At 71.2% G+C, this 14,202-nt stretch carries 11 protein-coding genes; 6 read left to right on the forward strand and 5 right to left on the reverse strand.

All coding sequences use genetic code 11. The features are described 5' to 3' along the window. Positions 1 to 175: 175 nt before the first annotated feature. Positions 176 to 1,372 (reverse strand): IS701 family transposase, encoded by a 1,197-nt coding sequence (locus ACZ407_RS19260; RefSeq protein ID WP_468129659.1) that lies wholly within the window; start codon positions 1,370 to 1,372, stop codon positions 176 to 178. Positions 1,373 to 1,580: 208 nt separating this feature from the next. Between ACZ407_RS19260 and ACZ407_RS19265 the strand changes: the two genes are divergently transcribed. Beyond that, a complete protein-coding gene (locus ACZ407_RS19265) occupies positions 1,581 to 2,330 on the forward strand; it encodes a TetR family transcriptional regulator (protein WP_468129661.1) in 750 nt (249 codons plus the stop codon). A gap of 119 nt (positions 2,331 to 2,449) precedes the next feature. On the opposite strand, the gene ACZ407_RS19270 is transcribed toward ACZ407_RS19265, so the two are convergent. Together ACZ407_RS19270 and ACZ407_RS19275 are read right to left on the reverse strand one after the other, a co-directional pair. Continuing rightward, positions 2,450 to 3,220 carry an SDR family NAD(P)-dependent oxidoreductase gene (locus ACZ407_RS19270; protein ID WP_468129663.1) on the reverse strand — a complete coding sequence of 257 codons (771 nt, stop codon included), beginning with the start codon at positions 3,218 to 3,220 and terminating at the stop codon, positions 2,450 to 2,452. Between the two features lie 217 nt (positions 3,221 to 3,437). Then, positions 3,438 to 4,073 carry a ScbR family autoregulator-binding transcription factor gene (locus ACZ407_RS19275; RefSeq protein ID WP_468129665.1) on the reverse strand — a complete coding sequence of 212 codons (636 nt, stop codon included), beginning with the start codon at positions 4,071 to 4,073 and terminating at the stop codon, positions 3,438 to 3,440. 110 nt (positions 4,074 to 4,183) lie between these two features. Between ACZ407_RS19275 and ACZ407_RS19280 the strand changes: the two genes are divergently transcribed. The 5 genes from ACZ407_RS19280 (at position 4,184) to tpg (ending at position 11,099) form a co-directional block, all read left to right on the forward strand. Then, the gene (locus tag ACZ407_RS19280) at positions 4,184 to 5,179 is read left to right on the forward strand and encodes a ScbA/BarX family gamma-butyrolactone biosynthesis protein (protein ID WP_468129667.1); all 996 of its coding nucleotides are present in this window, start codon (positions 4,184 to 4,186) and stop codon (positions 5,177 to 5,179) included. A 548-nt stretch (positions 5,180 to 5,727) separates the two neighbouring features. Further along, entirely contained in the window at positions 5,728 to 6,960 is a 1,233-nt protein-coding gene (locus ACZ407_RS19285; RefSeq protein ID WP_468129669.1) for a ParA family protein, read from the forward strand. Then, positions 6,957 to 7,853 (forward strand): ParB/RepB/Spo0J family partition protein, encoded by an 897-nt coding sequence (locus tag ACZ407_RS19290; protein ID WP_468129671.1) that lies wholly within the window; start codon positions 6,957 to 6,959, stop codon positions 7,851 to 7,853. Before ACZ407_RS19285 ends, ACZ407_RS19290 begins: the two co-directional genes overlap by 4 nt. A gap of 114 nt (positions 7,854 to 7,967) precedes the next feature. After that, positions 7,968 to 10,532 (forward strand): telomere-associated protein Tap, encoded by a 2,565-nt coding sequence (gene tap / locus ACZ407_RS19295; protein WP_468129673.1) that lies wholly within the window; start codon positions 7,968 to 7,970, stop codon positions 10,530 to 10,532. A 9-nt stretch (positions 10,533 to 10,541) separates the two neighbouring features. Then, on the forward strand, positions 10,542 to 11,099 hold the full coding sequence (gene tpg, locus ACZ407_RS19300; protein ID WP_468129675.1) for a telomere-protecting terminal protein Tpg: 558 nt from the start codon (positions 10,542 to 10,544) through the stop codon (positions 11,097 to 11,099). A 117-nt stretch (positions 11,100 to 11,216) separates the two neighbouring features. Here tpg and ACZ407_RS19305 read toward each other — a convergent pair whose 3' ends face one another. Beyond that, on the reverse strand, positions 11,217 to 11,690 hold the full coding sequence (locus ACZ407_RS19305) for a MarR family transcriptional regulator (RefSeq protein WP_328973872.1): 474 nt from the start codon (positions 11,688 to 11,690) through the stop codon (positions 11,217 to 11,219). Further along, the gene (locus tag ACZ407_RS19310) at positions 11,687 to 12,403 is read right to left on the reverse strand and encodes a hypothetical protein (RefSeq protein WP_468129677.1); all 717 of its coding nucleotides are present in this window, start codon (positions 12,401 to 12,403) and stop codon (positions 11,687 to 11,689) included. The genes ACZ407_RS19305 and ACZ407_RS19310 overlap by 4 nt, the downstream gene beginning before the upstream one ends. Between the last annotated feature and the right edge of the window lie 1,799 nt (positions 12,404 to 14,202).

Here is a 14,202-nt window from a genome sequence, read left to right on the forward strand (position 1 = left end):
GTGCGCGCGGACGGCCGTGCCGGCTCTGCCCTCCGGGCGGCAAAAAGCCCCGCCTCTCCGTCACGGGGGGACGAACACGGAGAGGCGGGGCGGTCGTGCGTTCAGGCGGTACGGGCTGTGTTCAAGCGGTACGGACGGCCGTTGGACCCGTACGGGCGCCTGGGGGCGGGACGGCTCAGGCCGAGCGGACGGCGGCGAGCACCGGGTCGGCGGGCATCTCCAGCCGGCTGTAGGCGTACGCCACCGACACCAGGGTCATGTGGTGGTGCCAGCCCGGGTAGGAGCGGCCCTCGAAGTCGAGCAGGCCGAAGTCCTGCTCCAGGTTCTGCACGGTCGCACCTGCGCGCCGCTGGAGCTGCGCCAGTGCCACGAGCTCCTCGGTCCGCCGGTGCACCATGTTGGTCAGCCACATCCGGGTGGAGCGCCGGCCCGCGTAGTGGCGCACGGCGAACAGCCGGTAGGTGTGCTGCGGGGTCTGCCGCCCGGTGCGCATCTCCGGCAGCCGCACCAGGCCCGTCATCACCGAGGCGCGGGCCGGCCGGCCCTCGCGGCCGCCGCCGACGGCGTCCATCCGCAGGTGGCTGCCGGTCTTGAGCTCGAAGAAGCGCTGCGCCTCGACCGCCGCGGGCATCTCCCCGGCGTAGTGCGGGTGCGCCACCAGGTGGCTGCCCGGCACCACGGGGGTCCGGCCCGGCACCGCCACGACGAAGTCCCGGCCCCGCGCGCTGAGGCCGCGTACCAGCGCAGCCGCGCCCGCGTGGTGGCTCAGGTCCGCCACGACCGGCGGGGCGCTCAGCAGGGTGCCGGTGCCCAGGCCGTCCACCAGGTCCAGGGCGTGCTGCTCGACGGACCGGTGCGCGACCCCGTCCGGGACCTTGGCGCGGGAGCGCCGCTGCTCGTCGGTGGACCAGCTGCCCGGGAGCAGCAGCCCCCAGTCGGTGGGGACGGAGTCCACCCCGTTGGTGAGGAACGCCCCCACGCCCACCTGGCAGTTGACGGAGCGTCCGGTCTCCGGGACGAAGCGGCGGTGCACCCCGCAGGAGTGGTCGCCGCGCTTGCGCAGCACCGCGGCCTCCAGCACCCAGGCCTTCGGTGCGAGCCGGCGCTCCACCCAGCGCAGCAGCTCGGTCCGCGCCGGGGCCCACTCCCACGGGCTGGCGTTGACGAACTGGTGCATGGACTGCGAGGCGGTCGGGGAGTCCGAGACCGTCGCGGCGAGCCGGCGTACGGACTTCTTGCCTTCCGTGGTGAGCAGGCCCTGGAGGTACGCCTGCGCCCAGTGCCGCTGATCGGCGCGCGGCAGGTGCCCGAAGATCTGCTCGGTGATCACGGAGACCGGCACCCGAGCTCGGGTCAGGTCGTTGGCTGCCATGGCACGTTCCCCTTCTACATCGGCCGTCCAGGCGAACACGGGGATTAGCATAGCGATCGTTCTCTTTTTTTCCAGCGGTAGCCACAACACGGTTCCGAAGGCGTACGGCACGCCGCCACTTCGGCAAGTCGGGGGCACTTCGGCAACTCTCCGTTGCCAACGGGTGGACACCGCACGCACGCTGGGACGAATCGCACCCGGAGTGATCATGGTGAAACAGGAAAGGGCTGCGAGGAGCCGTCGTTCCCTCGTACAAGCCGCCGCCGACCAGTTCGACCGCGACGGCTACGCCGGCGCGTCGCTGTCCCGCATCTGCAAGGCAGCCGGCATCTCCAGCGGCGGGCTGACCTTCCACTTCTCTTCGAAGGAGGACTTGGCAAGGGCCGTGGAGGAAGCCGGCCGGGAAGCCGTCCAGGCCACCGTCGAGGAGGTCTGCGCCTGGCCCGCGCCGCCCCTGCGGCGGCTGGTGGGACTGACCCTGGAACTGACCCGGCAGGTCGAGGACGACCCCGCCGTACGTGCGCTGGTGCGCCTGGAGCGCGAGCGCCCCGGGGCCCCGCAGTGGGCGGGCCTCTGGTACCCGGTCGCCGAGGATCTCGTCCAACAAGCGCTCTACCGGGGGCAGTTGCGGACGACCGCCCGCCCGGACGCGGTGGCGGCCCTGGCCGTGCACCTGGTGACGGGAGCCGAGATCCTGGCCCGCCGGTACCGGGACTCGGGCGTCTCGGCGCAGCCGCCCGAAAGCAATGCCGGGCTGCTGGAGCGCATATGGAGGCTCGTCCTCACCGGCATCCTGGCCCCGGGCGAGGACGCCGAGGACGCCCTCCTGCCGGGCCCCCCGGCCGCCCTGGACACCCCGGAGCCGGCCGCCGGACCCGCCGCCCCGCAGCCTCCCGGCCCCCTGCGGGCCTCCCTCCCGCCGGCCCCCCGGATCCCCGTCACCGCGGCGGAGGGCTAGCGGGAGCGCGTACGGGCGGGGACGGGGCGGCTGCGGCAACGCGCAGCCGCCCCGTCCCGCATGCCCAGAGCCTCAGGCCCGGAGCCGCATGCGCCGGGCCGTGCCGGCCCGGCTTCGTACTACGCGGCCGTCCAGCCGCCGTCCACCGGCAGCGGGGCCCCGGTCACGAAGGAGGACCGGTCGCTGAGCAGCCAGGCCGCCGCCTGGGCGACCTCCACCGGCTCGGCCATCCGCTTCTGCACCGAGCGCGTGGTGAACGCCTCCTCCAGGGAGGGCGTGTCGGTGAGCACCTCGTGCATCAGCTCGGTCAGCGTGCTGCCCACGACCAGGGAGTTGGCCCGGATCCCGCGCTGCCCGTACTCCTCCGCGGTCGCCCGGGTCAGGCCGATCACCGCGTGCTTGGCGGCGATGTAGGGCGCGGTGGCACCGGTGGCCAGCACCCCGGCCACGCTCGCCGTGTTCACGATGGAGCCGCCGCGGCCGCCGGCCAGCATGGCGGGTATCTGCTGCTTGAGGCAGTTCCACACGCCCCGCAGGTTCACGTCGAGGACCTTCTCGAAGACCTCGTCGTCGGTCTCGTGGATCGGGGTGCCGGCCGTGGCCCACCCCGCGTTGTTGAACGCTCCGTCCAGCCGGCCGTACGTGTCCACCGCCAGGGCCACCGCCCGCGCGACGTCCTCGGGCCGGGTCACGTCGCCGGCCACCGCGGACGCCCGGCCGCCCGCCTCGGCGATCTCCTTGGCCAGCGATTCCAGCAGGCCCTCGCGGCGGGCCAGCATCACCACCGCAGCGCCCTCCGCCGCGAACAGCCGGGCGGCCGCCGCTCCGATGCCGCTGGACGCACCCGTCACCATGACGACTCTGTTCTCCAGCAAACGTGAGGGGGTCATGCCAAGCCGTCCTTCAACTGAGCGCAGGCGGGGGGTGATTGAAGATGAAATTGTCCGGAAGTGGTGCACCGTGATCACGGTGTGGCCGAGTATGACCGACAAGCGCGCCGAGCGAAACCGTCATCGGCGCGTCGCACCCGGCAGGCACCTCCGCGCACCGCCCCCGACCTGCGGCCCCCCGGCCGCCGGCCCCGCCACCTCGCAGGTGGTCACCCGGTCACTTGGTCAGCGCCGCGGCCCTCCGCAGACTCACCTTCACCGCCTTGCGCCCGTACTCGGTCGTGATCGACGGGATCAGCAGCTCCCACATGTTCACGGTGCGCCGCGGCAGGTCCCGCCGCCGCGCCACCAGGTCCGAGTACAGCTGCATGCCCGTGCACGCCCCGACCACGAACTCCGCGACCTTGTGCCCGTCCACGGATTCGAGCAGCTCACCGCGGTTCCGGGCCTCCGTGAGGCAGTCCTCCATGATCTGGCGCCACTCCTCGTACGACTCCGGGTCGTGCATCCCGAAACCCGTCTGCTCGACGGCGAGCCGCACCGCGGCGCGCAGGATCTTGTCGACCTGGAGCTGGTGCGACCACACCAGCGTGATGTCCACGAGGCGCTGGAGACCTTCCGAAGCGAGCTTCGGCATGATGGTCTCCGGCTGGGAGTTCATCACCGCGAGGGCGAGCGCTTCCTTGTTCGGGAAGTGGAAGTACACCGCACCGAGGGTGACCCCCGCCCTCTTCATGATTTCCCGCATGCTGGCGCCGTGGTAGCCGCACTCGTCGAAGACCTCGGCCGCCGCGAAGATGATCGCCTGCCGTGTCCGCACCGCCCGTTCCTGCTTCAGCCGGCCCTCTGCCACGCCTGCACCTTCTCTCGACAAACAAAGCGAACGCACTTTATTTTACGGATCGGGTCAACGACCGGACAGGTCACTCGGGGACCTGAAATACGCACGCCAAAGGGGATGGCATGCTCGTATCGTCTGAAAGCCCCGCACAAGCTCAGAACGCACTGACCTCCACCGTCGCCAAGGAATACGTGCATCGTGCAGCTCTCGCCGATGTCTTCCTGACGGGCTGGTCGGCGCAGGGGACCGACACCTTCACCATCGACGCTCAATGGCCGCGCTACCACGGCTTCTACACCGCCGAGCACGGCCTCTACGATCCGCTCCTTCTCTGCGAGACGATCCGGCAGACGCTCCCGCTCCTGACGCACACCGCCTACGGAGTGCCGTTCGGGCACCAGCTCGGCTGGTCCCGCTTCCAGTACGCGGTCAACCCGCGCGCCATGCGCGTCGAACACACTCCGGCCGAGTTACGCATCCACGCCACCTGCACCAGCGTCAGATACCGGCGTGCCCTGCCGGTCGCCCTGACCATGCAGTACGAGGTGATGCGCGGGAAGCTGCTGCTCGCCGTCGCGAACACCGTGTTCAACTGCCACGCTCCCGCCCTCTACCAGCGGCTGCGCGCCGGCCGCGGCAACGTGGGCCAGATGTTCTGGAACGTGCCCGAGCCTGCTCCGCCGTTGGCCAAAGAGCTCTGCGGACGGGACCGCCACCAGGACGTCGTCCTGTCCCACGGCGGGGAGCCCCCCGCCGGAGGGCCGCCGCGCTGGCAACTGCGCGTCGACACCTCGCACCCGGTCCTCTTCGACCACCCGGTCGACCACGTGCCGGGCATGCTGCTCCTCGAAGCGGCACGTCAGGCGGCGCACGCCGCCACTCCCCCACCGGACGGCCGGGACGGCCGCTGCGACGAGCCCGGCATCTGCTGGCCGGTCTCGATGGACGTCGCCTTCCGGCGCTACGTCGAGTTCGACAGCCCCTGCTGGATCTCCGCGGAACCCGCCGTGCCCAAGGCTCCCGGCCACGACCGGGGACTCCGCGTCACCGCAGCCCAGGGCGACGATCCCACACCGGCTTTCACGGCCACCGTCGCCCTCGCCCACCGGCTGCCCTGAGCCCTCTCCGGCCTGCCCGCCGACCGCCGGACCTCCCGGCCGGCAGGCCGGAGCCGGCCTGCGCCCGACCCCGCGGACCGCGCCGGCGCCCACCCCGCCACGGGGCGCCGAGCGGCCACCCCGCTGCGCCGCGTCTACGCTCAACCGACCGGGCCCGCCACCGCACCCGTACCGCAGGCACACCGGCACGGCGCCACCCGCCCGTACGCACATCGAGGTATTCGCAGGGCGGCCCGGAATGTCCCCCGCGCACCGGAAGCGGGTCGCCGGCTCCGCCCTGGGCCCTCTCCTGACGCGCCCCCACCGCCCACGGCGTTAACGGCGTTAACACCCGCCCCCGCCCCACCCGCCCACCGTTAACGCCGTTAACCCCACCCCGGCCGCACCGTTAACGCCGTTAACGCCCGGCCCCACCCGCACCGTTAACGGCGTTAACGCCCTCCGCGGGGCCGCGGTCCCGTGCCATCAGGGCACGGAACCCGGCCATCCGTTAGTAATTTTCCGTGTCGATGCGATCTCAGCGTCAGAACGTTAGTAAAGTCCCCTGCATGACTTCGCCCTCGTCCCCGAGCGACCGCGAGAAGGTCGTCTCCAAGCTGCCCCCGTGGCTGCGCCAGGAGTTGAAAATCCGCACCGCGCAACTCCGCGTGGACATCCAGGATGCCGTCCACCAGGGCATCAGCGACTGGACCGCCCTGGCCTCGACCCCCTCCCCCGTCTCCACCTCCGGCGCCGAGTCCTTCTCGACCTGGCTCCCCGCCGGCCAGTGGGACGGGTTCCGCACCCACGCCCGGGACCGAGGGGTCTCCCTCATCCAGGGTCTCGCCCAGGCCGTGCAGCTGTGGCTGGAGAAGAACCCGGCCCCCACCGTGCAGCGCCCCTCCGTGGTCCGCCGCATCGTGGTCTGCAACCAGAAGGGCGGCGTCGGGAAGACCGCCATCACCGCCGGCACCGCCGAGGCCCTCGCCGAGGACCCGTCGAGCCTCTACCCCGTACGCATCGCCCGGCAGCTCGCCCTCCTCACCGAGGACGACCCGGCCCTCGACCGCGAGGACCTGCCCGGCCTCGGCATGCGCGTCCTGCTCGTCGACTTCGACCCGCAGGGCCACCTCACCAAGCAGCTGGGCCAGCAGCCCGCGCCCATCGGCGGCGACAGCCTGACCCGCCACATGGCAGGCGAGGGCCAGGGGCCGCTCCAGGACCTGATCGTCCCCATCCCCGACGAGCGCTTCGGCGACCGACTCCACCTCCTGCCCTCCTGCACCGACGCCTTCCTCCTGGACGTCCGGCTCTCCACCGTCCGCGCCCGCGAGGCCGCCCTCGAACGCGCCCTCGCCCCCGTCGAGTCGGACTACGACGTCATCCTGGTCGACTGCCCGCCGAGCCTCGGCCTGTCCATGGACGCGGCCATCTACTACGGCCGCCGCCGCCCCGCCGAGGAGCCCGGCGCCTCCGGCGCCCTGATCGTCGTCCAGGCCGAGGACTCCTCCGCCGACGCGTACGACCTCCTCACCTCCCAGATCAACGATCTCCGCGACGACCTCAGCCTGGACATCGACTACCTCGGCCTGGTCGTGAACCTCTACGACGGCCGCCGCGGCTACATCGCCACCTCCTCGCTCCAGGCCTGGATGGACATAAAGGATCCGCGGGTCGTGGCCGTCGTCCCCGACCTCAAGGAGCAGCGCGAGGCCGTCCGCCTCAAGCAGCCGCTGTTCGTCTACGCCCCCAAGGGCGACCAGGCCGTCGTACTGCGCGCCCTCGCACGGGAGATCTCATGAGCAAGGCAGACCGGCTCGGCGTCTCGTCCTCCTTCGCCCGCGCCCAGCCGGTGAGCGTCAGCTCCCGGCGCACGGCCATCGCGGAAGCCACCGGCGCCCCCACCTCCGGGGTGCTCCCGCCCTCCGAGGTCCCCATCGAGGCCCTCACCCACAATCCCTTCAACCTCCGCGAGGAACTCACGGAGATCGAGGAGATGGCGGAGTCCCTCAAGGTCCGCGGCCAGCTCCAGCCGCTCGCGGTCGCCACCCGGATGTCCTTCATGGAGGCCCACCCGGGACAGATCGAGGGCCTGGGCCGGGCCCCGTACGTGGTCATCGACGGCAACCGCCGCCTGGCCGCCGCCCGCCTCGCCGGCCTCAAGACCATGCACATCCACGTCAACGACTCCCTCGCCACCAGCGCGGCGGACATCCTGGAGTCGGCGCTCATCGCCAACATCCACCGCGTGGACGTGGCCCCCATGGACCAGGCCCGCGCCCTCCAGGAACTGGTGGACGTGCACGGCTCCCAGGCCGCGGTGGCCAAGCGCCTCGGCAAGACCCCGGCCTGGGTCTCCCAGCGGCTCACCCTCCTCAACCTGACCCCCGAACTCCAGGAGCAGGTGGAGACCGGCGAGCTCAAGGTGGAGCCCGCCCGCCGGATCGGCCGCCTGCCGAAGGAGGCCCAGGCCGCAGCCGCCGAGGAGACGGCCGCCGCGGTCCATCCTCCCCGGCAGCGCACCAGCCCGCCCCCGCGCGGCGTTAACGGCGTTAACGCCGTTAACGCCCCCGCTCCCCGCCGCATCGTCATCACGGCCACCACGGCCCCCGAGATCGCGGAACAACTGGCCTCCCAGCTCTCCCCCTCGGACCTGGCGGCCCTCACGGAGGTCCTGTCCTCCCGCCCTTCCTGACGCACGGACGAGCCCTCCTGGGGCGTTGACGGCATTAACGCCGTTAACGCCCCAGGTGCGTTTCACGTGCGTTCCGGTGTGCGTTTCGGGTTAGGCTGCACCTCAGGAGGTGCCATGTCCCGCAAGAAGTCCCCCGAGTCCCACCCCGAGCAGGCCTCGCTGTTCGCCGCAGTCGACGCGCTCCTCGAAGAGGCCGCCGCCCAGGACGCCCTCCCCCACCCCGACGAACGCAAGCGCCTCCGCGAGGCCGCCGGCCTCAGCCAGGACCAGGTGGCGAAGGCGCTCTCCGTCCGCCGCGAGACGATCACCTCCTGGGAGACCGGCCGCACCGATCCCCGCCCTCCCAAGCGCGCCGCCTACGCCCGCCTCCTGGACGGCCTCGCATCCCTCCACCCCCCCACCCTCAACGCCGTCAGCACCCCGGCCCCCGAGCCGAGCATTAACGCCGTTAACACCTCCACCCCGGAGCCGACCGTCAACGCCGTTGCGCCTCCGGCCCCGACCCCTTCCGCAGAGCCGACCGTTAACGGCGTTAACACCACCACCCCGGCGACCCCCGCGCCCCCCACCCCCGAGCGGATCATTAACGCCGTTAACACCCCCGCCGCGCCCCGTGCCGCAGAGCCGACCATTAACGCCGTTAACACCCCGCCCTCCCCCGAGGCGTCAGCCCCGGCTCCGGAGCCGACCGCGGACGCACCCACCCCGGCGCCCCCCACAGCGCCCGCCCCCGAGCGGATCATTAACGCCGTTAACACCGCGCCCTTCGCGGACGTCTCGACCCCCACCCCGGCGACTCCCGCGCCCCCCGCCTCCGAGTCGATCATTAACGCCGTTAACACCCCGGCCCCCGCAGCCCCGGCGGCGCAGACCCCCGCACCCCCGCGGCCCACCCCCCGGACCGCCACCCGGCCGGCCCCCGCCCGCCCCCCGCACCCTCCGCGCTCCACCCCACCCACCGACCCCCGCTACGCCCACGGCCCCCTCGCCGTCCTCACCGCAGCCGCAGCCGCCCCCGGCAAGGCCACGGGCACCTCCAAGCGCCCGGCCCTCACCGCCCACGCCCCCCACGGCCTGCTCCTCGACTGCCCCGCCCACGACCTCCCCTCCCTCGTCGCCTGGGCCCTGTCCCCCGAAGCCGCCCTCGGCTCCCCCCGCCTCCACCGCTACGGCAAGGACTCCGACCCCCTCCTCGTGCTCACCGCCGAAGCCGTCGAAGCCCTCGGCCTCCCCCTCGAACTCGAAGACCGCCGCGGCCTGCGCCTGCCCGACAACCACCCCGCCATCAAGTCCCTGACCCGCGCCAAGTGGCAGCTCACCCGCCGCGGCTTCGGCCCGTGGCCCCGGATCTACCGTCCGGCCACCGCCGCCACCGGCCGCCAGTGCGTCCAGCTCGCCGTACTCCCCTGGGGCGCCCTCGACCCCCGCTCCTGGGGCGAGGACACCCACACCCTCCCGGCCCCCGAACTCGCCGACCTCCTCGGCTCCTACGCAGAACGCGTCCTCACCCCCCGCGGCTCCACCGCCGTGTCCGGCCTGGAACTCATGACGGCCCTGCGCCCGCCCACCCGCGCCGCCCGCGACGAGTCCACCGGCACCTGGGTCTCCGCCTCCGTCCCCGGCTCCCTCGTCCGCCCCGTGGACCCCGCTCCCCCGGAGGCCACCGACGAGCACCCCGTGGTCGCCACGCTCTACCCCCGGCACCACCAGCGCACCCCGGACCAGGTCCTCGACGAGGAGGCGTACGACTGGATCCGCGACCCCGAACTCCTCACCGACGCCGAATGCGCCCGCACCCACGCCGTCGGCATCGACGTGAACATGGCCTTCGCCGCCGCCGCGAACCGCCTCTCCGTCGGCCTGGGCCCGGCCGTCCACGTCACCTCCCCGCAGTTCGACCCCAAGCTCCCCGGCAGCTGGCTCGCCGACCTCTCCGGCATCGCGCTCGACCCGCGCCTGCCCAGCCCCTTCACCCCCTCGGGCCTGCGCCCCACCGGCCCCGCCTGGTACGCCACCCCGACCCTCGCGTACGCCCAGGAGCTCGGCCACGAGGTCCGCCCGGCCGAGGCCTGGATCCGCCCGGAGCACGGCCCCTACCTCGACGCCTGGTACACCCGGCTCCGCGACGCCTACCTGGCCACCATGGCCGACCTCGGCGTCACCCCCGGCCTGTCCGAGACCGAGTTCCTCGCCGCCATGGCGGACCACAAGCAGCGCGACCCGGCCCAGGCCGCCGTCCTCTCCGCCATCAAGGCCACCGTCAAGGGCGGCATCGGCAAGCTCCGCGAACGCCCCCAGGGCCTCGGGTACCGGCCGGGCGAACGCTGGCCCGCCCTGGAACGCCCCACCTGGCGCCCCGACATCCGCGCCGCCGTGATCTCCACCGCGCGCGTGAACATGCACCGGAAGATGAACAAGCTGGCCGCCGTCGGCCTCCACCCCATCGCCGTGCTCTCCGACTGCGCGGTGTACCTCTCCGACGGCCCCAGTCCCCTGGACTTCCTCCCCCGCACCCCCGAGGGCAAGCCCCTCCCCGGCGGCTTCCGCCTCGGCGTCAGCCCCGGCATGGTGAAGCACGAGGGCACCCAGCCCCTCCTGTGGGCCGTCGGCATGCTCGACGAACGCCACAACCCCGCACGCCACATCAAGGGCCACGACGCCGCGGTCTACGGAGAGTAAGAAAGACACATGTCCGACATCGCCGACAGCCTCGACAAGGCCACCGAAGCGAACTTCACCCGCCCCCTGCCCAAGTCCCCCCAGGCGCGGATGAAGTTCCTGGTCAAAACCGAAAAGGGATCGACAAAGGCCGTCGCCGAACTGCTCGGCATCTCACAGCGAACGGTCGAGCGCTACGTCAAGGGCCAGCTGAAGACCCCCCGCCCCGAGCTGGCCGCCCGCCTGGAGACGGAGGTGCGCAGGCGCTGGCAGCCCCTGGTCCGCAAGCGCGCCCGCGACCGGGCCGCCAAGACCACCGGCCTGGTCATCGAGACCCGCGCCCGCTTCGGCTTCACCGCCGCCCCCGGCACCACCGACGACGGCCGCATGCGCCGCATCACCCAGCACCTGCCCCCGGAGTTCGCCTCCCGGCTCTTCGCCGCCCAGGAGTCCGGCGCCACCGAACAGCAGCTCCGGCACATCGCCGCCGAAGGCCTCCAGGAGATGTACTTCAAGGACCACGGCGCCCGCGCCTCGGGCCTCCTGGTCGAGTTCACGGACATCGACTACGTGGAATTCGACTTCTGACCCCCCGAAAGCCACAGAAGCCCCTCTGAGCCCCTTTCCGCCCGCCCCCCACACGGGAACACAAAGAGGGGCTGCAGAGGCGCCCCAGCGCCCCCACAGCCCCTCTCAAACGATGTTTCAGCCCACGGCGTGCAGCGTCCGCCGCCGCTTCGACTCCGCAGCCTTCTTCGCAGCCGCCTGCGCGGCCCGCTTCTTCCGCTGCTCCGCCAGCTGGTCCTGATAGGCCGCCACCGCCTCGTGGTAGCTGGCGACGTACCCGCGCGCGTCCAGCCGCTCGTCCGCCGGCATCTCGTTCACCGCGGCCACCGCGTCCTCGAACGAGTTGTACCCGGCCAGCATCGGGTTGATCTGGTACACCCCGTTGCGGACCTTCCGCACGAGCTTCGCCAGCTCCAGACTGCGCAGAGCGGCGTTCACGCTCGGCCGGCTCAGCTCCAGCAGCCCGCCGATCGTGGCCTGGTCGATGAGGATCCTGCCGCCCGGCTCACTCAGCGAACGCAGCTTCAGCAGCACGCGGTACGCAGCCGGCGGAAGGTCCAGGTCAGAGAGAAGCCCGTCGGCGTTGACCGCAGCGAATCGCAAGGAGCTCACTGAGCTGTCCCTTCTTCCTTGCGCTGCGCCCGGCTCAGCCTGCGCGCAGCGCGCTCTTTGGCGCGTTCGGCCCGGAGTTCTGCGATCGCCTGTCGCATGTGGTCCAACGACGGGAACCGCACCAGGTCCGGCAGGCTCGTATCGCTACGAATCTGCGAGATGGTGCTGTGCTGCTCCACCTTCACGAACTCACCCGTAGTCTCCGTACCCGGGATGAACTCTGCTACCCGGTAACTGTAGGGCGGGTTGAACTGGTACACACCCCGCCGCACCTTGAAGACGATCCCGTGGGACATGATGGTGTGCAGCGCCTCGGACGTCTTCGTCCGACTCACGTCCAGGATGGTAGCCATCTCCTCCTGGGTAAGCGGAATCCGCCCCCCCGCCCGCTGGCAGGCAATGAGCAGCAGGATCAGCCTCAGCGGCAGCGCCTCCCGGAAGTACTGCGCAATGACCAGGAAGAACTCGAGGCTGTCCATCGAGAACGCATTCGGCTGGCTCTGCGTCCCGTAGAACTCCAGCGGCTTGCGCTCACCGTCAAGCGTCAGCTTCCGACTCGGATACCGCCTCGCCAGGCTGTCCAGGTCCCTGACCGGAGCCAGCGGCTGACTCCACGCCGAGATCGCGTCATCAACGGGAAGATCAGGACGCGGCACACGCGCCGGGCTCGGCCGGCTGTGCTGAGGCTCTGATGACACGAGGCTGCTCTCCACTTCGTTGATCTGCAGAGAGCAGTATGTCAACGAGGGTGACATACATGTCACCCTCGTTGACGTTCAGCGTGTCTTGTGTCCCCCCAGGAGGGACACATCTCGGCCAAGGCCCCCGGAGCACCCCCCTCCGGCCCCCACCCCCAACCCCGCCACCCCCACCCTCAGTTCAACGACACAACTCCACCCGAACGTCAGCCTCCCTGACGTTTCTCCCTAAATTACGTCAGCCGCACTGACATTTTGACCTCGTTATGTCCCCTCAGCAGCGACACATCCCCCTCGTTATGTCCCTCCTGGGGGGACATAACTTTCCCCCCACCCCCCGCCTGACCTGCGCAAACGCATCTCCGTACCTTCTATACGCCGGTGGTCGGGACGCTGCGCGCACGCTTCCCCGCCAAAAACCTCTCCGAAGTCCCCACTTCCCCCCTCCCCACCGCCCCGCCACACCCCCTCCCCAGAACCGGACACCGCGTCCACTTACACGACCAGGTTGACTTGATCCTGTTTCTAACCATCAGAAATTTTGAATCACTTTGGCATGTCCAATCCAAATGCCGACCCCAAAATCCCCCAGCATTAACGCCGTTAACACCCACGCCCTTCAAAACCCAACCTCCCGCCCCCGGATAACAGCCCTTCTCAGCTAAGAAATTGGTCCGCTTCTGAACTTCCCATCAACCCTTCCTCAAGCTCCCCATCCCCGGAACCGAACCCAGCCGAGCACAGCGAGGCGGTCACCAGCTCTGCAGCGCAGCGGAGGAGCAACCGGCCGAAGACCGGGCCGCCGGAGCGCAGCGAAGGCGGCTTCCCTTCCAAGCGCGCAGCGCTTGGAATCACACAAGGTGCCGCGAAGCGGCCCTGTCCCACCGAACGCAGTGAGGTGGGCCCCACTCCCCAGTGCTGCGCGCTGGGGAGCCCACTAGCTCGGCGATGCCGAGCTCAGCAAGGCGGTCTCCGTGCTCTGGAGCTCAGCAGCCGAAGGCCAGCCAGCCGGAATGAGGCGGAGGCCCTTTCGCTGGCAAGCAGGCAGCGCTGGGGGTTCCTACTAGGAGGGCCGCAAAGCGGCCCTACCTCACCGAACGCAGCGAGGCCGTTCCCATGGCTCTGAAGCACAGCAGAAGAACAGCCAGCCGAAGGCTGGCCCGCCGAAGCGCAGCGGAGGTGGTTTCAACTGGCAAGCATGCAGCGCATGGCTCATTAGGGCCGCTTCGCGGCCCCTGCCCCGCCGAGCGAAGCAAGGCGGTCTTCGCGTGCTCTGGAGCGCAGCAGAAGAGCAACCGGCCGAAGGCCGGCCGGAGCGCAGCGGAGGCCGTTCCCTTGCCAAGCCCGCAGCGCTTGCAGTCCCTACTAGTGCCGCCAAGCGGCACCGCCCCACCGAGCACAGCGAGGCAGTCTCCAGCTCTGGAGCGCAGCGGAGGAGCAACCGGCCGAAGGCCGGGCCGCCAGAGCACAGCGGAGACGGTTTCCCTACCAAGCGCGCAGCGCTTGGGGCCCCTATTAGGGGGGCCGCAAAGCAGCCCCCCTCGCCGGAGCGCAGCGAGGCGGTCCCCGTGCTCTGGAGCGCAGCGGAGGAGCAGCCAGCCGAAGGCTGGCCCGCCGAAACGCAGCGGAGGCAGTTCCCGTTGCCAAGCGCGCAGCGCTTGGCAACCCGGCTAGGGCCGCGAAGCGGCCCTAGCCCTCCGAACGCAGTGAGGAGGGCGTCCCATGCTCTGGAGCGCAGCGGAAGAGCAGCCAGCCGAAGGCTGGCTCCGCCGGAGCGCAGCGGAGGCGGTTCCGCTGCCAAGCGCGCAGCGCTT

It is taken from the genome of Streptomyces sp. NPDC030809 (assembly GCF_055572195.1).